At 68.8% G+C, this 20923-nt stretch carries 16 protein-coding genes and 1 tRNA gene; 2 read left to right on the forward strand and 15 right to left on the reverse strand.

Annotation, left to right across the window (positions count from 1 at the left end; translation table 11 throughout):
* Positions 1 to 25: 25 nt before the first annotated feature.
* Positions 26 to 1225: a mechanosensitive ion channel family protein gene (locus tag HLH21_RS07310; RefSeq protein WP_182942824.1), complete on the reverse strand. Its 1200-nt coding sequence runs from the start codon at positions 1223 to 1225 to the stop codon at positions 26 to 28.
* Positions 1226 to 1401: 176 nt separating this feature from the next.
* On the opposite strand from HLH21_RS07310, the gene HLH21_RS07315 reads away from it, so the two are divergent.
* A tRNA-Met gene (locus HLH21_RS07315) sits at positions 1402 to 1476 on the forward strand.
* Between the two features lie 93 nt (positions 1477 to 1569).
* On the opposite strand, the gene HLH21_RS07320 is transcribed toward HLH21_RS07315, so the two are convergent.
* The 10 genes from HLH21_RS07320 to glmU all read right to left on the reverse strand — a co-directional run bounded on the left by HLH21_RS07320 (position 1570) and on the right by glmU (position 14372).
* Entirely contained in the window at positions 1570 to 2838 is a 1269-nt protein-coding gene (locus HLH21_RS07320; RefSeq protein WP_182942826.1) for a c-type cytochrome, read from the reverse strand.
* The gene (locus HLH21_RS07325; RefSeq protein ID WP_182942998.1) at positions 2835 to 4982 is read right to left on the reverse strand and encodes a xanthine dehydrogenase family protein molybdopterin-binding subunit; all 2148 of its coding nucleotides are present in this window, start codon (positions 4980 to 4982) and stop codon (positions 2835 to 2837) included. The genes HLH21_RS07320 and HLH21_RS07325 overlap by 4 nt, the downstream gene beginning before the upstream one ends.
* On the reverse strand, positions 4982 to 5437 hold the full coding sequence (locus HLH21_RS07330) for a (2Fe-2S)-binding protein (RefSeq protein WP_182942828.1): 456 nt from the start codon (positions 5435 to 5437) through the stop codon (positions 4982 to 4984). Before HLH21_RS07330 ends, HLH21_RS07325 begins: the two co-directional genes overlap by 1 nt.
* Before the next feature lie 90 nt (positions 5438 to 5527).
* Positions 5528 to 8149 (reverse strand): cation:proton antiporter domain-containing protein, encoded by a 2622-nt coding sequence (locus tag HLH21_RS07335; protein WP_182942830.1) that lies wholly within the window; start codon positions 8147 to 8149, stop codon positions 5528 to 5530.
* 241 nt (positions 8150 to 8390) lie between these two features.
* Positions 8391 to 9017 carry a thiamine phosphate synthase gene (locus HLH21_RS07340; protein ID WP_182942832.1) on the reverse strand — a complete coding sequence of 209 codons (627 nt, stop codon included), beginning with the start codon at positions 9015 to 9017 and terminating at the stop codon, positions 8391 to 8393.
* Positions 9014 to 9784, reverse strand: a complete 771-nt coding sequence (locus tag HLH21_RS07345) for a thiazole synthase (protein WP_182942833.1) — start codon at positions 9782 to 9784, stop codon at positions 9014 to 9016. Before HLH21_RS07345 ends, HLH21_RS07340 begins: the two co-directional genes overlap by 4 nt.
* Before the next feature lie 3 nt (positions 9785 to 9787).
* Positions 9788 to 9985 carry a sulfur carrier protein ThiS gene (gene thiS / locus HLH21_RS07350; RefSeq protein WP_182942835.1) on the reverse strand — a complete coding sequence of 66 codons (198 nt, stop codon included), beginning with the start codon at positions 9983 to 9985 and terminating at the stop codon, positions 9788 to 9790.
* Positions 9986 to 10017: 32 nt separating this feature from the next.
* Positions 10018 to 11025 (reverse strand): glycine oxidase ThiO, encoded by a 1008-nt coding sequence (thiO, locus tag HLH21_RS07355; protein WP_182942837.1) that lies wholly within the window; start codon positions 11023 to 11025, stop codon positions 10018 to 10020.
* 150 nt (positions 11026 to 11175) lie between these two features.
* On the reverse strand, positions 11176 to 12999 hold the full coding sequence (gene glmS, locus HLH21_RS07360; protein WP_182942840.1) for a glutamine--fructose-6-phosphate transaminase (isomerizing): 1824 nt from the start codon (positions 12997 to 12999) through the stop codon (positions 11176 to 11178).
* A complete protein-coding gene (gene glmU / locus HLH21_RS07365) occupies positions 12999 to 14372 on the reverse strand; it encodes a bifunctional UDP-N-acetylglucosamine diphosphorylase/glucosamine-1-phosphate N-acetyltransferase GlmU (RefSeq protein WP_182942842.1) in 1374 nt (457 codons plus the stop codon). Before glmU ends, glmS begins: the two co-directional genes overlap by 1 nt.
* A 109-nt stretch (positions 14373 to 14481) precedes the next feature.
* On the opposite strand from glmU, the gene HLH21_RS07370 reads away from it, so the two are divergent.
* Positions 14482 to 15174, forward strand: coding sequence for an HAD hydrolase-like protein (locus HLH21_RS07370; RefSeq protein WP_246379373.1), 693 nt, complete (start codon positions 14482 to 14484; stop codon positions 15172 to 15174).
* A gap of 13 nt (positions 15175 to 15187) precedes the next feature.
* Here HLH21_RS07370 and HLH21_RS07375 read toward each other — a convergent pair whose 3' ends face one another.
* From HLH21_RS07375 to dnaN, 4 genes are all read right to left on the reverse strand, one after another.
* On the reverse strand, positions 15188 to 15970 hold the full coding sequence (locus HLH21_RS07375; RefSeq protein WP_182942844.1) for a DUF3108 domain-containing protein: 783 nt from the start codon (positions 15968 to 15970) through the stop codon (positions 15188 to 15190).
* 13 nt (positions 15971 to 15983) lie between these two features.
* On the reverse strand, positions 15984 to 18410 hold the full coding sequence (gene gyrB / locus HLH21_RS07380) for a DNA topoisomerase (ATP-hydrolyzing) subunit B (protein ID WP_182942846.1): 2427 nt from the start codon (positions 18408 to 18410) through the stop codon (positions 15984 to 15986).
* Between the two features lie 86 nt (positions 18411 to 18496).
* On the reverse strand, positions 18497 to 19672 hold the full coding sequence (gene recF / locus HLH21_RS07385) for a DNA replication/repair protein RecF (protein ID WP_182942848.1): 1176 nt from the start codon (positions 19670 to 19672) through the stop codon (positions 18497 to 18499).
* Positions 19673 to 19693: 21 nt separating this feature from the next.
* A complete protein-coding gene (dnaN, locus tag HLH21_RS07390; protein ID WP_182942850.1) occupies positions 19694 to 20818 on the reverse strand; it encodes a DNA polymerase III subunit beta in 1125 nt (374 codons plus the stop codon).
* Positions 20819 to 20923: the final 105 nt, after the last annotated feature.

The raw sequence follows: 20923 nt of genomic DNA on the forward strand, positions 1-20923 counted from the left end.
TTCGGGCACGCCCGAGCCAGCCCCCTCAGGAGACGGACGGCGGCGGCGCGCTGCCCGGCCCGGTGTAGGACCCCGGCGGCGGCCGATCGACCAGCGGCGAGACGATACCTGTGGTGGTCAGGACATCCTGGCCGGCAAGTGACGTAACATGGGCCATCCGTTCCCGCGGCAGCGCCTCGGGGCATTCGTCGCGCAGGAAGACGATGATCTTCTCGCGGATTTCGCACCGCAGGTCCCAGCTCTGCAATGCCGTGCGGGCGCTGGCGATGATCCGGATGGTCATGACCTGCGCGCTGCAATCCGAAACCTGAACGTCGAAGACTTTTCCATCCCACAGGGCCGTTGACCGGACGATGTCGTTCAGCCGCGCCCGGATGCGATCCATCGGCGCGTGGAAATCCACATGCAGGAACACCACCCCGATCAGCGCCGCCGAATTATGCGTCCAGTTCTGGAACGGATTTTCCAGAAAGTAGGAAATCGGCACGATATGACGGCGCCAGTCCCAGACCCGCAGCACGACATAGGTCGCGTTGATTTCCTCCACCCAGGCCCAGTCGCCGTTGATGATAATCAGATCTTCCATGCGGATCGGCTGCGTCATGGCGATCTGCATGCCCGCGATCAGGTTCGTCAGCAGCGGCCGCGCGGCCAGGCCGACCACGACGGACGCGGCCCCGGCCGAGGCAAAGAGGCTCAGCCCGTATTCGCGCACCGATTCGAACGTCATCAGGGCCGATCCCACCGTCAGCAGCCCCACCAGGATGTCGGCCATCCGCCGCAGCACGCGCACCTGGGTCATGTGCGTGCGCGACAGGATGTCGTCCCGGTCGTCCTTGCCGTTGATGCGCGTCAGATAGGCGTCCGACAGGATACGCATCGCCACGATCGCCGCGTAGCCCAACATGAGCACGAACAGGACCAGCAGCCCATGCCCCGTCGCCTGCCGCGTCGCGTACGAAAAGCCCGAGGCCGGAAGCGCCGTGCCCACGAAGATGATGACCAGCATGATGCGCGCCGGGCGCTGCATGGCCAGGGTAAAGGACCGCACGAACGCCCCGCGCTTCTGTCCGGGAATCCGCAGAACCAGCTTGGTGATGATGCGGCTGAGGATTTCCGCCATCAGTCCGGCCGCGCACAGCATCAGGACCGACGCCACCGGCGCCGGCAGCCAGCCGAGCAGCTTGCGGATATCGGTCAGCAGGGAAATAAACTCGGTTTTCATCACGGCATGGATTCCGGTCTCTCGTCTCGAAGGCGGGGGATAGGGCGGGCATGAATAAAGCCATATCAATGGAAACGGGAGTTTTCTTTAACCGTCGTGACAAGGTTTACATCCCATGCGCCGAACGGGTTGACTTTGGCCGACCGGGGCGATATCTCCCAACCACCCGACGCGATGGCGGCGTAGCTCAGCGGTAGAGCAGGGGAATCATAATCCCTTGGTCGGCGGTTCAAATCCGTCCGCCGCTACCATCCGTCGGGTCTTTCCCCTTCATATCCCCGTACGAAAATCCGTTCGCGCGACATGCCCGGATCCACTCCGGGCCTGCCCTGCGCGGTGCCGCCTCACGACGGCGGTTCGCCCCCCCGCGCGCTCGCGGCGTCCCGCGCCGTGACATGGCCGATCCGATGGCTGAAATGGCCGATGGCGTAATTCGCGATGTCCGCCAGATCCTGATCGCGATATTCCGGCCCGAAGGCCGGCATGGTCATCGCCCCCTGGGCGGTATCGAGCCGCGATCCCTCGACCATGAGCTTCATCAGGTTGCGTCCCTGCGTCTCGCCGAGCGAGCGCGCGCCCCACAGGTCGGCAACCTCCACCTGTCGCCCCTGCCCGGTCGTCAGATGGCAGCCGGCGCAGGCCGCGGCGAACAGCCTGCCGCCGTTGCTGTCGTTGGGGCCGGTGGCCAGCGCGTCCGGGGTGATATTCGCCACCGTCTCGTCCGATCGCCGCGCCGGCAGGGTACGCAGATAGGTCACCATGGCCGAGATGTCCCGCGCCGTCAGGTACCGCAGGCTGTGGCTGACGACATCGGCCATCGGCCCGGCCGCCGTTCCATGGCCCCCGGCATGCCCGCGGGACAGATAGGCGGCCAGTTGCGTGTCGCTCCACGCCCCGATGCCACTGTCGGGATCGGGGGAGATGTTATAGGCGCGCCACCCGTCGGTCACCGCGCCGGCATAGGAATGCGCGCTGGACGTCGCCTGCATGATGTTGCGCGGCGAATGGCATTCGGCGCAATGCCCGGCGGCCTCGACCAGATACCGCCCCCGATTCCAGTCGGCCGATTGGCCCGGATCGTCGGCAAGGGCCGCCGATGGCAGGTTCATCAGGTTCCAGGCGATCATCACCGGCCGGAAACTGTAGGGAAACCGCACCGCGTTGGCCGGCGCCGGGGCATGGACCGGGTGCAGCGTATCCAGATAGGCGCGAATGGCCCGCACGTCATCGACCGTCATCCGCGCGTACGACGCGTAAGGCATGACGGGGTACAGATGCTTCCACCCCGGCGCCACGCCCGCCCGCACGGCGGACACGAACTGCGCGTCGCTATAGGTGCCGATGCCGGTTTCCCGGTCCGGCGTGATGTTGGGGGAATAGATCGTCCCGATTCCCGGCAGGACGAAGGCCCGGCCGCCAGCAAACGGGGCGCCGCCCGGCCGGGTGTGACAGACCTCACAATCCGCCGCGCGTTCCAGATACGCGCCCCGGGCGACCAGGTCCGCATCCGCCGCCCGCGCGCCCCGCGTGCCAGTCCCCAGCGCCGCAACGGCAAGAGACAGACAGACGGTCCGTCGCAGGACGCGGCGACGCGATTCGGCCGGCGCGCTCATGCCTGCCGCCCCGTCAGCGGCAGGGTCCGGTACCGCCGTCCGCTGGCGGCCGCCATCGCGTTGGCCAACGCCGCCGCCGCCGCCGCCGTGCCGGTTTCCCCTATGCCCCCCGGATCCTCGGTGCTGTCGATCAGATGGACGTCGATCATGGGCGATTCGTTCATGCGGAGGATCCGGTAGGAATGGAAATTGTCCTCCTGCACCCGGCCACCGCTGAGCGTGACCTCGTTATACAGGGCGGCACTGAGCCCGAAGATCAGGCCCCCTTCGATCTGGGACACGACCTGATCGGGGTTCACCACCCGTCCGCAATCCACGGCAACGATGACCCGCCGGACCCGCACGGCCCCGGTATCGGACATCTCGACTTCCATCACCGTGGCCAGGTACGACCCGAAGACGTACTGCAACGCCACGCCCCGGCCGACATGCGGCGGCAGCGGCGTGCCCCAGTTCGCTTTCTCGGCCGCCAGGTCCAGCACGGCGCGCGCGCGCGGGTTGTCGGCCGTCATCTTCCGCCGGAACGCCACCGGGTCGGCCCCGGCCTGGGCCGCCAGCTCGTCGATGAAGCTTTCCACCACGAACACGCCGCGCGTGCCGCCGACGCCCCGCCACCAGGCCGTCACCACGCCCGGCGCCTCGCGCCGCGCATATTCCAGGCGCGTCGCGGGAATCGCGTAGGGCGTCTCCGCCGTGGCGACCAGCAGATCGTCATCCATCCCGTTCGGCAGCAGGGCCTCGGGCGCCCAGCGGGCGACCACTGCCGGCCCGACGATGCGGTGTTCGATGCCCACCAGGTTGCCGTGCCGATCCAGCCCGCCGACCAGCCGGTCGACATAGGCCGGCCGGAAGCGGTCGAGCGTCAGATCTTCCTCGCGCGTCCAGACGATCTTCAGCGGATAGGACACCTGCCGCGCGAACTGGACCGCCTGGATCACATACTCATGTTCCAGCCGGCGGCCGAATCCGCCGCCGATATACTGGTTGTGGACATGGACCTTATCCTTGGCCAGGCCCGTGATCCCGGCCGCCGCATCGCGTGCCCGCAGGGGCACCTGGGACCCCACCCAGATGTCGCAGCGCTCGGGCGTGACCTGCACGGTGCAGTTGATCGGCTCCATCGGCGCATGGGCCAGCAGCGGCTGCTGGTATGTCGCCTCGACCCGCGTCGCGGCCCCCGCGACGGCGGCCCTGGCGTCGCCCTTGCTGTGGGCGACGATGGCCGGCCCGTCCAGCGCATCGTGAAGCTGGCGATAGATCGTCGCGGTGGTGACGGCGGCGTTCACCCCTTCGTCCCAGGTGATCGACAGCGCCTCCAGCCCCTTGCGGGCCGCCCAGAAATGATCGCCGACCACGCAGACCGCATTGCCGATCGTCAGCACGTCGCGCACGCCCGGCACCTTGCGCGCCGCGTCGGCATCGACATGCGTCAGGATGCCGCCCATGACCGGACAGGCCGCAACGGTGCCGACCAGCATGCCGGGGACCTGCACGTCGATGCCGAAGGTCGCGGTGCCGGCCACCTTGGCGGGAGAATCCAGCCGGTGCTGCGATTTGCCGATCAGCCGGAAAGTGGCGGGGTCGCGCAACGGCACCGGGGCCGTCGGCGCGGGCAGCAGCGCGGCGTCGGCCGCGACCTCGCCATAGGTCAGGCTGCGCCCGCTGGCCAGGTGACGGACCACGCCGGCCTCGGCCTGGCAGGTGTCGGGGACGACCGACCAGTGCGCGGCGGCGGCCTGGACCAGCAGGGTCCGCGCCGCGGCGCCTGCCTGCCGCAGCCCCGCCCAGGTAGCGATGGTCGATGTCGATCCGCCGGTCGCCTGGGTTCCCAGTTCCTTGGTGATGTACGCGTCGCCCGGCGGCGCGGCTTCGATCTGGATCTGGTCCAGCCCCACGGCCAATTCCTCGGCGATCAGCATCGCCTCGCCGGTATAGATCCCCTGCCCCATTTCCACATTGGGCAGGATCAGCGTGATCGTGCCGTCGGTCGCGACACGCACGAAGGCGTTGGGGGCGAAAGGCCCGGTCTCGTCCTCGACGATCCGCGTCGCCCCCCGGGCGGCACGGCGAGGCAACGCCGCCGCCAGCAACAGGCCGCCGGCGCCGGTCAGGACGCCGCGGCGCGACAGCATGGTCACGGCCATCATGCCACCCCGGCGGCGTTACGGATGGCGGCGCGGATCCGCCGATAGGTGCCGCAGCGACAGATATTGCCCGACATCGCCTGATCGATGTCCTCGTCCGTGGGATGCGGATTGGCCTTCAGCAGCGCTACCGCCGACATGATCTGCCCGGTCTGGCAATAGCCGCACTGCACCACGTCGATATCCATCCACGCCTGCTGCACGCTTTCGCCCACCAGGTCGCCGGCCAGCCCCTCGATCGTCGTCACCGGCCGCCCGGCCACCAGCGACGCCGGCAGCGAACAGGACCGGACCGGCTTGCCGTCGACATGAACGGTGCAGGCGCCGCATTCGGCGATGCCGCATCCGAACTTCGTGCCCGGCATGCCCAGCACGTCCCGCAGGACCCACAGCAGGGGCATGTCGTCGGGGACATCGACCTGATGCGCGACGCCGTTAACCTGCAATGTCAGCATGCATCCTCCGGACAGAACCAGCGGCCGGCGCCGATGGCGCCGACACGATCCCGTCTTGTAACAAAATATTGTTGGAAAGGGGAACCCGGCCTATGGCTGCCGGCCGTCGGCGCCGTCGATCGAGGCGGGCAGCGCGTCGGACAGCGACGCCGTCGCCAGAGCGATCGCCTCATCGGACGGGGCCAGCGCCTGGCCCTTGCCGGCGGGCAGCAGAAGGGCCTCCGACCTGTCCGAGGTCTCGCGCGCCCGACCCAGCGCGTCCAGGTTTTCGAGGATGACCGGATGTTCCGCGACCAGCCGGCGGAAGCGGCGGGCACTCATGGTCAGGAAATGCCCGAACTGCAGCGAACGGCTGATGGCGCGGACCGGCTCGCCCGACAGGGCTTCCTCCGCCCCGACGACGTCGCCGGCGCCGTAGCGGACATCGTGCTCGGCGTAATGGGTTTCGGCCAGGCCCGCACTGATGAAATAGACCGTCCTGACCTTCCGGCCCCGGCGATACAGCCGCTCGCCCGGCGAGGTGAAATGGATGGACATCTGCTTCGACAAATCATGCAGAACCCCGTCCGGTAGGCCACGAAAGGCCGGCAGGCCGCGCATCCGGGCTTCGATCCCCGTCTTGATGTCGAATTTGAGCCGGAAATCCAACTGCGCGCGCCGACGCTCGACATCCCGGTGCAGTTCCCGGTGCAGTTCCTCGCTGATGAGGGATTCGGACATCAGCGCGTCATATTCCTCGCCCTCCAGCCGCAGGGCGACCTGCTGCAGCAGCCGGCTCTCCAGGGCTTCGGAATAGCCGTGATAATGCAGCCGCAGGGTCTGGAGGGCCTCGTTCAGCAATTTGCGCTGACGTTCCAGCACCTCGCCCACGATCTCGCCGATGCGGCTGCCCAGGGTCGGTTCCATCCGCGTGCGCATGAACCGGATCAGCGACAGCGACACGAAATAGCTGATCATCAGCATCTCGAACCGCTCGGTCATGCAGTACGTCAGCGGCTGGTCGAAATGAAACCGGTGATGGATCGCCTGGGCGATGCGGAAACGCAGCGACGGACGCAACCGCCGGCGCAGGGCGCGGACATAGCCGAACCGCCCTTCCAGCCGCGCGCCGTCAACCATCGCCTCGGCCGAACGCAGCAGCGTCTCCATCACCGGGCGCGACAGGCCCTGGATGCGGAACAGATCCAGCAGGATCGAGCGTTCCTTGTTGGCCACGACGATCAGCGCCAGCGTCACCCGCTGCCGGTCGCCCAGCGCGGTGTCGAAGGTATTGGCCTGTTCTTCCTCGGCCACGCGCTCGTCCAGCATGCCGATGACGCCGCCGGCCACATTGCGCGAGAATCCCAGTTCGTCGGCCATGTCGCGGGTGCGGTCCCGCACCTCGCCCAGGCCGATGCCCAGCACCTGATGCCGCAGCGCCTGGTCGATCGGCGAGAGCTGGTCCAGCTTCAGGAACAGCACCAGGTAGCGCAGGGTCGTGCCGTTGACGAACAGCGTAATCAGCACGAATCCGGTGGCGATGATGCCGATGAAATGCGCGACCGGGGTCGAGACGTGCTCGTTCTCGGTCACCGCCAGGGCCAGCGCCAGCGTGATCGCGCCGCGCAGCCCGCCCCAGACCATCGTGACCTTGAAGGGGGTCGGCACCGGCGGGGACAGGCGCGTGGCCGCCAGCACCGGCAGCAGGCCGAACACCACGGCACCCCGGGCCAGCAGCCCGGCGCCCGTGGCGATCAGGATCAGCACGCAGTCCCACCGCGTCATGCCCACCAGAAGGCGCGGCACCAGCATCGACGCCAGGACAAAGACCAGCGACCCCGCCCAGAACACCAGTTGCTGCCAGAGCTCCTCCAGGAAGCGCCAGGTCTGCGGGCGGAAGGTCGATGGCCCGTAGACCGACAGCGTCAGCCCGGCGGCGGCGGTCGCCACCACGCCCGAAAAGCCCAGGAATTCGTCGCAGACGATATAGACGATATAGGGCAGCGCGACCGTCAGCGTGATTTCGGCGGCCGGCGCGGCGCCGATCGTCGTAATCAGCAGCAGGGTCAGCCGCCCGAACAGCACGCCCATGACGATGGCGCCGACGAACGACACCAGGAATTCCAGCACCGCGCCGCCGGGTTCGATCCGGTGATGCGACGTCACGGCGGCCAGCAGGATGGAAAAGATGGCAATGGCGGCGGCGTCGTTCAGCAGGGCCTCGCCTTCGACCAGCCGGGTCAGGCGGCTGGTCGCACCGATATCGCGGAAGATTCCGGCCACCGCCGACGGGTCGGTCGTCGCGACGATGGACCCCAGCAGCAGGCAGACCGACAGCGGCAGGCCCGCGAACGGAAACAGGGCCAGCCCGATGGTCGCCGTCGACACGATCACCGCGACCACCGCCAGCAGCAGCACCGTCGCGGTTTCATGCGCCAGGCGCCGGACATCGATCGCCAGCGCCCCCTGGAAGACCAGCGCCGGAAGGAAGATCAGCAGGAACGCCTCGCTGTTCAGCGGAAAATCCAGAAGCGTCTCGGCCGCGCCGTTGAGCAGGTCAGTGTAGGAACTACGCAGCACCAGGTCCGCCGAACCGCCCAGCACGATCCCCACGACGGCCAGCAGGACGGTCTCGGACACTTCAAGGCGGCGGGCGATCGGCTGCACCGCGCTGACGACCACCAGCAGCACGGCGATCGCCAGAAGAACCGCAGCAAGTCCCGTCACCGCCATCCGCTAACCTCTCCTCGTCGCATGGTGCATGCTATTTCACTATGGCAGGCAAGTATGAACTTATGATGGCCGTTTCAGGACATCCGGCACCGTCATTGGTTCCATCCTGGCCGGATGCGAATGTAGATTAACATTTCCGCCATCCAGACATGTCCGAAAAAGCATACAAGCCGGAATCGGGCAACGCATGGACAGTCACGTATTGCTGCACGTCCGATACATTACCGCGTCACCGGACGATTTATTGGGCGTGGGGCGAAGGGGGCACATCGGCGGTGGCCGCCAGCCAGCCCCGCACCTGCCCTTCGGGATCGGGCGCGCCGATAAAATCGGACACGGCCGATACGCAATCCGCCCCGGCCGCGATGCAGGCCCCGGCCCGGGCCAGCGTGATGCCGCCGATGGCGACCAGCGGCACCGGCCCCACCAGGCGCTTCCACTCACCCAGCCGCTCCACCCCCTGCGGGGCCCAGGGCATCTGCTTCAGCTTCGTCGGCCAGACCGGGCCCAGCGCCACGTAATCGGGGCCGACCGACAGCGCCCGGTCCAGTTCGTCCGGCGCGTGGGTGCTGACCCCCAGCCTGATCCCACCCCGCCGGATAGCGGCCAGGTCGGCGGTGTCGAGGTCCTCCTGGCCCAGATGAATGAAATCGATCCCCCCATCCAGCGCCAGTTGCCAGTAATCGTTCAGGACCAGGCAGACACCATGCCGTGACGCCCACGCCCGCGCCATCCGGACTTCGGCCCGCAGGTCGTCCGCCGGCAGGTCCTTGACGCGCAGCTGGATCAGCCGTGCCCCGGCGCCGCCCAGCCTGTCCACCCACACGGCGCGATCGACGACGGGATAGATCCGCGACGGCAGGATCATGCCAGCACCGCCCGGCCCAGGACCGGGGTGGACGGCACCGCCATGTCGCGCTCCTCCATCGGGTCGGCCCGGCGGGCGATCTGGCCGGCCTCGACCGCCAGGCGGAAGGCCGCCGCCATCGCCGCCGGGTCGCCGGCCCGCGCCACGGCGGTGTTAATCAGCACCGCGTCATATCCCAGCTCCATCGCCTGCGCGGCATGCGACGGCAGGCCGATCCCGGCATCGACGACCAGGGGCACATCCGGAAAATGCGCCCGCAGCGCCCGCAGGCCGAACAGGTTGTTCAGTCCCTTGCCCGACCCGATCGGCGCGCCCCACGGCATCAGGACCTCGCAACCCGCCTGCAACAGCCGTTCGGCGCCGACCAGATCCTCGGTCATGTAGGGAAAGACCTTGAACCCCTCCTCGCTCAGGATCCGCGCGGCCTCGACCAGGGCGAACATGTCGGGTTGCAGCGTATCCGACTCGCCGATGACCTCCAGCTTGATCCAGTCGGTCTCGAACACCTCGCGCGCCATGTGGGCGGTGGTGACCGCATCCTTCACCGTGTGGCAGCCGGCGGTGTTGGGCAGGACGGGCACGCCCAGGTCGCGGATCATCGACCAGAAAGCCTGCCCGGCCCGCAGCCCCGCCGATTCCCGCCGCAGCGAGACGGTGACGACCCCGGCCCGGGCCGCCCGTACCGCGTCGGCCAGGATCTCGGGCGACGGATATTGCGCCGTGCCCAGCATCAGGCGGGACGACAATTCTGTGCCGTAGAACAACATGGCTCAGCCTCCCTGCATGGGGGCCAGGATCTCGATCCGCGCCCCTTCGGCCAGCATATGCGCCCCCCGGCGGGACGCCGGCACGAAATCGCCGTCAACCGCGGTGGCCACCCGTGCGTCGCCATAACCCAGCTCGTCCAGCAGGCCGGCAAGGGTGGTGGTCGAGACCTCGCGCGCTTCCTCGTTCACCAGAATTTTCATCTGCCCCTCCTTCACCCTCCGGGTCGAAGCGCTCAGACGGCGCCGAACACGATATCGGCGGCCTGCCGCGCGCGGGCCGGCGACAGCAGAAAGCCGTGCCGGTACATCCCGTTCACATAAACCGTCCGGCCCTCCCGGGTCACGGCCGGCATGTTGTCCGGATAGGCCGGACGCAGGCCGATGCCGCTTTCGACGATTTCAGCCTCGCCGAAGGCGGGATGCAGCACATAGGCGGCCGTCAGCAGTTCCACCATGGACCGCAATGTCATGCCGCCCGCGTTCTCGCTTTCCACCATCGTCGCCCCCACCATGAACAGATGGTCGGCGCGCGGAACGATGTAAACCGGGATGCGCGGATGCAGCATGCGTACCGAGCGGCGCAGGGTCACGTCGGGGCAGCGCAGCAGCAGCATCTCCCCCCGGACCCCGCGCAGGCCCGAAAGCCGCGACCGCGCGGCGATACCCGTGCAATCGACCACACGGTCATACCCGGTATCCGGCTCGTCCGGCGGCGCGTCGCACCGGACATGCCCCCCCAGATCCACCAGCCGGTCGCTCAGGGCGCACAATGCCGCGCGCGGATCGACGTGCCCTTCACCCGGAAAAAACAGCCCCTTGCCGAACCGGCCGCCCAGGTCGGGTTCCAGCCCTGCGATCGCGTCCCCGTCGACCATCTCGAAGTGACTGGTGCGCCGGGCGAACCGGGCGATCTCGCCGACGTCGCGCGGCGGGGCCAGGACAAGGCTGCCATTGCGTATGACGCCGGGCACATGCGCGTCCCACCAATCGAGCGAATCGACCGATTCCCGCGTGACCTCGGGCGGCGCGGCCTCGGCCTCGCACCACGGCGCGAGCATGCCGCCGGCCATCCACGACGCCCCCGACCCGACCCTCGGCCCGATTTCGACCAGGGTCACGTCGGCGCCGCGCTCGGCCAGCGTCACGGCGGTGACCAGGCCGGCCACCCCCGCCCCCCGGACCAGGACCCGTGGCCGCGCGCCGGACGGCCTGCCGGCCTGTTCTGATCCGCTGTGTTCCATGATCGTCGCTCCCTCTCACCGGCTTCCGAGTCACGTCCGGCGGAAACCCCGGGGGAGGAAACATCCTCTCGCCGTCCATGACAACGCCCGGGGGCGATGCCCGACCCGCCCGGCGGGCATGGACGGGCCGACGCTGCCCGGCGCGGGCGCTTATTCGACCGTCACGGATTTGGCGAGGTTGCGGGGCTGATCGACGTCGGTGCCCTTCAGCAACGCGACCTCGTACGCCAGCATCTGGACCGGAATCGTCTGCAGGACCGGCGCGGTAAATTCGTCGACGGTCGGGATCGCGACCACGATTTCCGCGATGCCCCGCAGGCGCTCGGCCCCCTGCGTGTCGGTAAAGACCAGCAGGCGGCCGCCGCGCGCGCGGGCCTCCTGAAGATTCGACAGCGTCTTCTCGAACAGGCGTCCCGAGGGCGCCGTCGCCACGATCGGCACGGTCTGGTCGATCAGCGAGATCGGCCCGTGCTTCATCTCGCCCGCCGCATAGGCCTCGGCGTGGATGTACGACACTTCCTTGAGCTTCAGCGCCCCTTCCAGGGCCACCGGGAAGGACGACCCGCGCCCAAGGTAGAGCACGTCCCGCGCCCCGGCGATGACGGCCGCCATCCGGCGGATGGCGTCGGCCTGGTCGAACACCTCGCCGGCACGGCTGGGCAGGTCCAGCAGGGAGGCGACCAGCGCCTGTTCCTGGTCGGGCGACACGACCCCGCGCCGACGCCCGGCGGCGATGGCCAGGCACGCCAGCACGGACAATTGCGCGGTGAACGCCTTGGTGCTGGCGACCGAGATTTCCGGCCCCGCCGCTGTCCCCAGCACCACGTCGCTTTCGCGGGCAATGGTGCTCTGCTCGACATTCAGGACCGACACGATGTGCTGGCGGTGCGCGCGCATGCCGCGCAGGGCGGCCAGCGTGTCGGCGGTCTCGCCGGACTGCGAGATCAGCAGGCCCATCCCCCCCGGCGTCAGCGGCGGGTCGCGGTAGCGCATTTCGCTGGCCACATCGATATCGACCGGAATCCGCGCCACGCTTTCCAGCCAGTAGCGCCCGATCATGCCGGCATAGAACGCCGAACCGCACGCCGTGATGACCGCACGGGGAACCGACGCCAGATCGAAGGGCAGGTCGGGCAGGACCACCCGCCGGGTCGCCGGGTCGATCAGGCGCTGCAACGTCTGGCCGATCACCACCGGGTGCTCGTGCAGTTCCTTTTCCATGTAATGGCGGTAGCCATCCTTGCCGATCGCGCCGGCGATCAGGGCGGTGACGCGAATGTCGCGCGCCACCCGCTCGCCCGACGCATCGAAGAATTCGGCGCCCTCCGGGGTCACGACCACCCAGTCCCCATCATCCATATAGGCGATCCGGCGCGTCAGCGGCGCCAGCGCCAGGCTGTCGGAGCCAAGGAACATCTCCTTCTCGCCGTATCCCACGACCAGCGGCGCGCCGTGCCGCGCGCCGATGACCAGGCCGTCGTGACCGGCGAAGATCATCGCCAGCGCATAGGCGCCTTCCAGCCGCCGCAGGGTGGCGAAGGCCGCGTCGCGCGGCGACAGGCCACGGGCCAGATGGAAATCGACCATCTGGGCGATGGTCTCGCTATCGGTTTCGGTGGTGAAGACCTGGCCGGCGGCTTCCAGTTCCCGCCGCAATTCCTCGAAATTCTCGATGATCCCGTTATGGACCACCGACACGCGCGCGGTGCCGTGGGGGTGGGCGTTGTTTTCGGTCGGCGCGCCATGCGTCGCCCAGCGGGTGTGGCCGATACCGGTGACGCCCGCCAGCGGCATGCGCTCCAGCAGCGCCGCCAGATGATCCAGCTTGCCCGCGGCGCGCCGCCGTTCGATCCGCCCGTCCACCAGGGTGGCGATCCCGGCGGAATCGTATCCGCGATATTCCAGCCGACGCAGCGCGCCGAAGATCACCGGGGCGGCCTGGTTGCTGCCGACGACACCCACAATGCCGCACATCAGCCCTGCTCCTTCTTCTTACGCAGGGCCGCGCGCATCGCCGCGCCGCGCCCGTCCTTGTTGGTCTGCCGCGCCCGGCCCAGCGCCAGGGCCTCGGGCGGCACATCCTCGGTAATCACGCTGCCGGCGGCGACCAGCGCCCCGTCGCCGATGGTGACCGGCGCCACCAGGATCGCATCCGATCCGATGAAGCACCCCTCCCCGATCGTCGTCCGGTGCTTGAACACCCCGTCGTAGTTACAGCTTATCGTCCCGGCCCCGATGTTCGTTCCAGCGCCGATGGTCGCGTCACCCAGATAGGTCAGGTGATTGGCCTTCGCCCCCGCCCCCATCGTCACGGCCTTCAGCTCCACGAAATTGCCGACATGCGCGTCCGGCCCGACATCGCTGCCCGGCCGCAGGCGGGCATAGGGGCCGATCTGCGCCCCCGGCCCGACGACGCAGCCTTCCAGATGGCTGAACGCCCGGATTTCCGCCCCGCGCCGCACCGTCACGCCGGGGCCGAACACGACATGCGGCTGCACCGTGACGTCGGGTTCCAGCACCGTGTCGGCCGACAGGAACACCGTCTCGGGGGCGACCAGCGTCGCCCCGGCGTCCAGCACCGCAGCCCGCAGCCGGCCCTGGACGCAGGCCTCGGCCTCGGCCAGTTCGGCGCGGGAGTTGATGCCGCGCAGTTCGTCCTCGGCCGCCTCTACGGCGCGGACCTGCCGTCCGTCCGCCACCGCCTGGGCCACGACGTCCCCCAGGTAATACTCGCCCTTGGCATTGTCGTTGCCGACCGCGCGCAGCCAGGCGCCGAAGGCGTCGGCCCCGGCGCACAGCACCCCGGCATTGCACAGGTCGATCGCCCGTTCCTGCGGAGTCGCGTCGGCCCATTCGACGATGCGCCGGACCAGCCCGCCTTCGGTTACGACACGGCCATAGCGGCCCGGATCGCGCGGCCGCATTGCCAGCAGCGCCAGACCCACCCCGTCCTCGGCCCGGCAGGCCAGCAGGCGGCGCATGGTGTCGGCGGTAATCAGCGGGTTGTCGCCATACAGGACCGCCACGTCGCCATCGCCGAACAGGCCGGCCGCCTGCAAGGCGGCATGGGCGGTGCCCAGACGGTCCTGCTGGACCACCACCGCGTGCGGGGCGGCCAGGGACGCGACCTGCTCCATGCCCGGCCCGACCACCACCACGATCCGGTCGAAGACCGACGCCGCATTGTCCAGCAGGTAGCGCAGCATCGGACGCCCGGCCAGCGGATGCATGACCTTGGGCCGGTCGGATTTCATGCGGGTGCCCAGCCCGGCCGCCAGGATGACGGCTGTGGCGGGACGGTGGGCGGTCGTGCCCCCCAGGGGGGCGGACTCTGCTGCGGCGTTCATGTTTTGCGGGTAGCGGGCGGGCGACGTCGCGTCAAATCCATGACGGCCCCCATGACCATCACTTAGATTTACGGAATACTGCATCGACCGGCCCGCAGGAGTTTCCGTCATGACGCTACAGTCCCCCCGTTCCACAGCCCCCCGCCTTGCCGTATTCGACATGGACGGCACCCTTCTGGACAGCCTCCCCGACCTTGCGGCCTGCGCGGACCGCCTGCTGACCTCCTACGGCCTGCCCGGCGTCACCCCGGATGTGGTGCGCCCGATGGTGGGCGACGGCGTCGCGGCCCTGGTCCGGCGCCTGCTGGCCCATGCGGGGGACGCCGCCGCGTCGATCGACCCGCAGCAGGCGGCGGCACGCTACATGGCCGACTACACGCCCCGGTCCACCGAACTGTCGCGTCCCTTCCCCGGCACCACCTACGCGCTGGAAACGCTGAAGGCCGACGGCTGGATGCTGGCGATCTGCACCAACAAGCCGGTCGAGGCCGCACGGCGGATCGTATCGGCATTGGGGCTGGATGGGTGGTTCGACGCGATCGGCGGCGGCGACAGCTTCCCCGTCCGCAAACCCGACCCCGCGCATCTGCTGGGCACCATCGGGCTGGCGCATGGCACGCCGGCCCGCGCGATCATGGTGGGCGACCATCATAACGACATCCTGGCGGCGACAGGCGCGCATGTCGGTTCGGTGTTCGCCCGCTGGGGCTATGGCCGGCCGGAGATGGAGGCCGGGGCCACCGTCGGGGCCGACACCATGGTCGAAATTCCGCATATCGCGGCGCAACTGGTCCCGGCATGAAACCTGAGGGACCTCAGGCCCCCGGGCGGAGCAGCACCGTCAACCGGCCCAGCTTCGGATGGTCGAACACGATCCGCACGGCGGTCTCGCCTCGCCCCGAGACGTCCTGGAACCACACGCTGCCCAGGATGGGACGGCGGGCCGGGGAATCCGGCCCCTCCGACCCGCGGAAACCGGCGATCTGCACGTCGCTGAAATCGCACCGCAGCGCCGCGCCGCGATAGGGCTGGCGCGAATCGTCGGGCATCTGCCCGGTGCCGACGGTCCGGGCCTCCATACGCAGCAGGCGCGCGCCGTCGAAGACGACCGCCGACCCGTCGCAGGCATGGCGGGTCCGTACCGCCTGCTGCAGCCGCATCAGGGCGCTGAGGGAATCCACCGCCGGGGCCAGATCGTCCGCCGGGATCGGGTCGCGCCCGGTCTCGGGCGGGGTTTGCAGGGCGATGCGCGCACGGCCGTTTTCATAGGCCATGACGACATGCCGGTCGGCCCCGCGCGAGAAGCCCGCGCTGTCATAGGTCAGCGGCCGGACCCCATCGGCGACGAACCGGCCGGTCGCCTGCGAGGTGATGTCCATATGAAACAGCAGCCCCATCAGGCCGCCGCTCCGCATCGTCGCGCGGACGGCATATCCCATGGGCGTCACGCCGTAGCGGGCCGAGATCGCCAGCACCCGGAAACCGTGGCTGTACACGGCATAGCTCTGGTTGATCGCCGGCGGCAGATCCGCCGCCAAAACGGGTCCCACCCCCAGGCCGGCGCCCAGGGCCAGGACGCGAACGATCGCCCGGATCATCGCCGATCCTGTCCTAGACGTCGAGATTGGCCACCTTCAGGGCGTTGCCCACGATGAAGTCGCGGCGCGGCTCGACCACGTCGCCCATCAGGGTCGAGAAGACCTGCGCCGCGTTCTCCACGTCGCCCACCTTGACCTGCAACAACGTCCGCATCGCCGGGTCCAGCGTGGTCTCCCACAACTGGGCGTCATTCATCTCGCCCAGGCCCTTGAAGCGGTTGATCGACAGGCCCCGTCGCCCCTGCGCCAGGACACGGTCGAACAGCGACGCGGGTCCGGTCACCGGACGGGTCGTGCTGTCCAGGGTCAGTTCCACCGTCCCGGAGAAATCGGCCATCAGCCGGTCCACCCGCTCGGCCAGCCAGCGGACCTCGGCGCTACGCAGGGTCGCGGGGTCCAGGCGATAGACCTCGCCTACGCCGCGCACGCTGTGCGCCAGTTCCAGACCATCGGCGCTGGCGACGACTTTCCAGCCGCGTTCGTTGGGCAGCGACACCTCGTCCAGGCGGGCCTGCAGGCTGGCGACCCGGCCCTGGACGGCGGCGACGTCGGCATTCAGGGCGCCGGTAATCGCCGCCTGTTCCAAAATCCAGATCGGCGCCCGGACCGACAGGCGCTGCAAGGCGCGCGTCACGTCGCGGATAAAGCCGATTTCGGTCGCCAGGTCGTCGCCCGTCACGACGCGCCCGTCGCCGAGGCGCAGCGACGCATTGGCCAGCGCCTTGTCCAGCAGGTATTTTTCCAGCGCCGCATCGTCCTTCAGATACCGCTCGTCATTGCCGCGCTTGGCGCGATAGAGCGGCGGCTGCGCGATATAGAGATGCCCCCGTTCGATCAGTTCGGGCATCTGGCGGAAGAAGAACGTCAACAGCAGCGTGCGGATATGCGAGCCGTCGACATCGGCGTCCGTCATGATGACGACGCGGTGATAGCGCAGCTTGTCGATGGAAAACCCGCCCTGGTCCACCTCGCCCCGCCCGATGCCGGTGCCCAGCGCGGTGATGAGGGTACCGACCTCGGCCGAACCGAGCATGCGGTCGAATCGCGCGCGCTCCACGTTCAGGATCTTGCCCTTCAGCGGCAGGATGGCCTGGAATTTCCGGTCCCGCCCCTGCTTGGCGGTGCCGCCGGCCGAATCCCCCTCGACGATGAACAGTTCCGAGCGCGCGGGGTCGCGTTCCTGGCAATCCGCCAGCTTGCCCGGCAGCGACGAGATGTCGAGCACCCCCTTGCGCCGCGTCAGCTCGCGCGCGCGCCGTGCGGCCTCGCGCGCGGCGGCGGCGTCCATCACCTTGGCGACGATCGCCCGGGCCTCCTTGGGGTGGGTTTCGAACCAGTGCGCGATCATGTCCGACGCCGCCGCGTGCACGACGGGCTGCACCTCGGACGACACCAGCTTGTCCTTGGTCTGGGACGAGAATTTCGGGTCGGGCACCTTGACCGACAGCACCGCCGTCATGCCTTCGCGCATGTCCTCGCCGACCAGGGCGTGGCTGTCCTTCTTGCTGCTGTTTCCCTCGGCATAGCGGCCGACCACGCGGGTCAGCGCCTGCCGGAACCCCGCCAGATGCGACCCGCCGTCGCGCTGGGGGATATTGTTGGTGAAGCACAGCATCGTCTCGTGGAAGCTGTCGTTCCAGGTCAGCGCGAATTCGACCTTGATGCCGTTCTCGTCGTTCTGCAGGCTGCCGGTGATCGGCGGATCGACGATCGCGGCCTTGCCCTGGTCCAGCCATTCGACGAAGGCCGCCAGCCCGCCTTCGTAATGGAAGATATCCTCGCGCGTCGTGGCGTGACGCTCGTCACGCAGCACGATCTGCAAGCCGGAATTGAGGAAGGCCAGTTCGCGCACGCGGCGTTCGAGGATGGCGAAGTCGAATTCGATGTTCGTGAAGGTCGCGACGCTGGGCTTGAACGTCACCAGCGTGCCGCGCGGCTCGGCGCTTGGGCCCACCACCACCAGCGGGGCGTCGCGTTCGCCATGGCGGAAGCGGATCATGTGCTCCTGGCCGTTTCGCCAGATCCGGACTTCCATCCATTCCGACAGGGCGTTGACGACGGCGGCGCCCACCCCGTGCAAGCCACCGGACACCTTGTAGGAATTCTGGTTGAACTTGCCGCCGGCATGCAGCTTGGTCAGCACGACCTCGGCCGCGCTGATGCCTTCCTCGGCGTGCATGTCGGTGGGAATGCCGCGACCATTGTCGCGCACCGACACGCTGCCGTCCCCGTTCAGGGTGACGATGCAGCTCGTGGCGAATCCGGCCTGGGCCTCGTCCACCGCGTTGTCGATGATCTCGAAGCACATATGGTGCAGGCCCGACCCGTCATCGGTGTCGCCGATATACATGCCCGGCCGCTTGCGAACGGCGTCCAGCCCCTTCAGGACGGAGATTGAGGCGGCGTCGTAGTCCGAGTCGTCGGGCGAGATCCCGCTCATCTCCACATCGGGTTTCTGAACGGGATTGGATTGATCGGACATACCGGACGGATGCTCCAGGCAAGAATCTTGGTCGAAAGGCGGGATCATACAGCCTTCCCGCCCGGCGAACCAGCATCCGCCGGCCGAAATCCGGCGGGGGACGGGAACAGGGGGCGCAGCTCATCGTCGCGCGGCGTCACGAACGCGGCAAGGTCGCGCAGGGGCAGGAACTGCTCGGCGTCGGTGCCGGTCATCAGCACGGTGGTGTCGAACCCGCCGATGGTCCTGAACAGGGCGTCGCGCCGCGTCCGGTCCAGATGGACCAGCGGTTCATCCAGCAGGATCATCGGCGCGTCGCCCCGGCTGCGCGCCATCAGGGCCGCGTGCGCCAGGATCACGCCCAGCAGCAACGCCTTCTGCTGGCCGGTGCTGGCCTGCCCCGCCGCGCGGCCGGTCGCCCGGTCCGACAGGGCCAGGTCGGTGCGGTGCGCCCCGGCGCCGCTGCCGCCGCGCGCGGCATCGGCCGGCCGATCGGCGGCCAGGCGCGCGCGCAGCCAGTCCTCGACCGACAGGGCGGGACGGTCGCGCAGGCGCTCGGCAATGGCGCAGACGATGTCCAGCCGGGCGGCGGGAAACCCGTCGGGAACCGCATTGCCGCCGGCCTCGTTCAGATGCGCCACCAGCGACAGGCGCGCCGCCGAAGCCGCCACCGCGTGCCGCGCCATCGAATCCTCCAGCGCCGCCAGCCAGGCCGCATCGGCCCGGCCGGTCGCCAGCAGCCTGTTCCGCTGCGCCATCGCCTGGTCGTGGGCGGCCAATTCGCGCGCGTGCCCCGGTTCCAGCGCCAGCACCAGCCGGTCCAGGAAGCGACGGCGGCCGGGCAACCCGTCCAGGAACAGACGATCCATCTGCGGGGTCAGCCAGACGGCGGACAGATGATCGGACAGGCCGGCCCGGCTGCGTAGCGTCTCGCCATCCATCCGGAAGACACGGCGCTCGGGCCGGGTCGGGTCGCTGCCGGTCGCGATCTCGACGGGCGGCCCCGCACCGCCCGCGAACCGGGCGGCGACGCCCCAGGCCGATGCGCCATGACGCACGATCTCGGCGTTGCGCGCGCCCCGCAGGCCACGCCCCGGCACCAGCAACGACAGGGCTTCCAGCAAATTGGTCTTGCCGCTGCCGTTTTCCCCCGTCACCACGGTTACGGGCGAAGACGGCCGCCAGACCAGATGCCGGTAATTCCTGAAATCAGTCAGCGCCAGCCGTTCGAGACGCGCCATGGCGGCCCTGACGACTCCCGGTCAGACCCGCATCGGCATCAGCACGTACAACGCCGACGGGCTGCCGACGTCGCGCACGATGGTCGGCGCCGAACTGTCCGAGAACGCGAATTCGACATCGCGTTCGATCTGGTCCGTGATGTCGTTCAGGTAGCGGGCCTGGAACCCGATCTCCAGCGGATCGGACTCGTAGCTGACGTGATTGTCGTCCAGTTCTTCCTTCGCCGTCCCCTGGTCCGGGCTGACCGCCGACAGGGTCAGCAGGTTGCGGCCGATCGACAGCTTGACCGGGCGCGAACGCTCCTGGCTGATGGCGGCGACGCGGGCCACCGCGTCCGAGAAATCGCGCTTGCCGACCCGCAGGATCTTGTCGTTGCCGCGCGGGATCACGCGATCATATTCCGGGAAGGTGCCGTCGATCAGCTTCGATGTCAGCGTGACGGTGCCGACGGTGAACTGGATGCGCGTTTCCGACAGGGCGACCGTGACATCCTCCGCCCCCTCGTCCAGCAGCTTGCGTAGCTCGGCGATCGTCTTGCGCGGCACGATGACGCCGGGCATGCCCTCGGCCCCGGGCGGAACCTCGGTTTCGACCCGCGCCAGGCGGTGGCCGTCGGTCGCGACCGCGCGCAGCATGCTGCCACCCTCGACGTCGGCGACATGCAGATAGATCCCGTTGAGGTAATACCGGGTTTCCTCGGTCGAGATGGCGAATCGCGTCCGGTCGATCAGCCCCCGCAGCACGGCGGCGGGCATGGTGAAATGATGCGGCAGGGTTCCGGCCATCATCGACGGGAAATCATCGACATCCAGCACGTTCAGGCTGGTGGCGTAGCGCCCGGCCCGCAGGGCCAGCGGCGCGTCGCCGCCCGCGTGGTCCAGTTCGATGGCGACGCTGTCCGGAAGCTTGCGGACGATCTCGTACAGCACGGCGGCGGGCGCCGTCACCGCGCCGTTCCGGCTGGTCTCGGCGCCGATTTCCTCCACCACCGCGATTTCCATGTCCGTCGCGGTCAGCGTCAGCCGGCCATCGGCGACGTTAATCAGGACATTGGCCAGGATCGGAATGGTGTTCCGCTTCTCGGCGACACTCTGGATATGGGCGAGCGCCTTGAGCAGTGTCGCGCGGTCAGCCTTCAGCTTCATCGGTACAGAATCTCCTTGCCCGGCATAAACCCGCCCTGGCCAGCCCGACGGGGCAATAGCTCTAGCAGCGCCGGGCGACCGCGGAAAGGCCCCGCGCGCCCGGCC

The sequence above is a fragment of the Gluconacetobacter johannae genome (assembly GCF_014174305.1).
GTDB classification, from domain to species: domain Bacteria; phylum Pseudomonadota; class Alphaproteobacteria; order Acetobacterales; family Acetobacteraceae; genus Gluconacetobacter; species Gluconacetobacter johannae.

What these genes read in the sequence shown, in the direction of transcription:
- HLH21_RS07310 (WP_182942824.1), bottom strand. Translation starts at nt 1,225, where the DNA reads ATGAAAACCGAGTTTATTTCCCTGCTGACCGATATCCGCAAGCTGCTC.
- HLH21_RS07320 (WP_182942826.1), bottom strand. Translation starts at nt 2,838, where the DNA reads ATGAGCGCGCCGGCCGAATCGCGTCGCCGCGTCCTGCGACGGACCGTC.
- HLH21_RS07325 (WP_182942998.1), bottom strand. Translation starts at nt 4,982, where the DNA reads ATGGCCGTGACCATGCTGTCGCGCCGCGGCGTCCTGACCGGCGCCGGC.
- HLH21_RS07330 (WP_182942828.1), bottom strand. Translation starts at nt 5,437, where the DNA reads ATGCTGACATTGCAGGTTAACGGCGTCGCGCATCAGGTCGATGTCCCC.
- HLH21_RS07335 (WP_182942830.1), bottom strand. Translation starts at nt 8,149, where the DNA reads ATGGCGGTGACGGGACTTGCTGCGGTTCTTCTGGCGATCGCCGTGCTG.
- HLH21_RS07340 (WP_182942832.1), bottom strand. Translation starts at nt 9,017, where the DNA reads ATGATCCTGCCGTCGCGGATCTATCCCGTCGTCGATCGCGCCGTGTGG.
- HLH21_RS07345 (WP_182942833.1), bottom strand. Translation starts at nt 9,784, where the DNA reads ATGTTGTTCTACGGCACAGAATTGTCGTCCCGCCTGATGCTGGGCACG.
- thiS (WP_182942835.1), bottom strand. Translation starts at nt 9,985, where the DNA reads ATGAAAATTCTGGTGAACGAGGAAGCGCGCGAGGTCTCGACCACCACC.
- thiO (WP_182942837.1), bottom strand. Translation starts at nt 11,025, where the DNA reads ATGGAACACAGCGGATCAGAACAGGCCGGCAGGCCGTCCGGCGCGCGG.
- glmS (WP_182942840.1), bottom strand. Translation starts at nt 12,999, where the DNA reads ATGTGCGGCATTGTGGGTGTCGTCGGCAGCAACCAGGCCGCCCCGGTG.
- glmU (WP_182942842.1), bottom strand. Translation starts at nt 14,372, where the DNA reads ATGAACGCCGCAGCAGAGTCCGCCCCCCTGGGGGGCACGACCGCCCAC.
- HLH21_RS07370 (WP_246379373.1), top strand. Translation starts at nt 14,482, where the DNA reads ATGACGCTACAGTCCCCCCGTTCCACAGCCCCCCGCCTTGCCGTATTC.
- HLH21_RS07375 (WP_182942844.1), bottom strand. Translation starts at nt 15,970, where the DNA reads ATGATCCGGGCGATCGTTCGCGTCCTGGCCCTGGGCGCCGGCCTGGGG.
- gyrB (WP_182942846.1), bottom strand. Translation starts at nt 18,410, where the DNA reads ATGAGCGGGATCTCGCCCGACGACTCGGACTACGACGCCGCCTCAATC.
- recF (WP_182942848.1), bottom strand. Translation starts at nt 19,672, where the DNA reads ATGGCGCGTCTCGAACGGCTGGCGCTGACTGATTTCAGGAATTACCGG.
- dnaN (WP_182942850.1), bottom strand. Translation starts at nt 20,818, where the DNA reads ATGAAGCTGAAGGCTGACCGCGCGACACTGCTCAAGGCGCTCGCCCAT.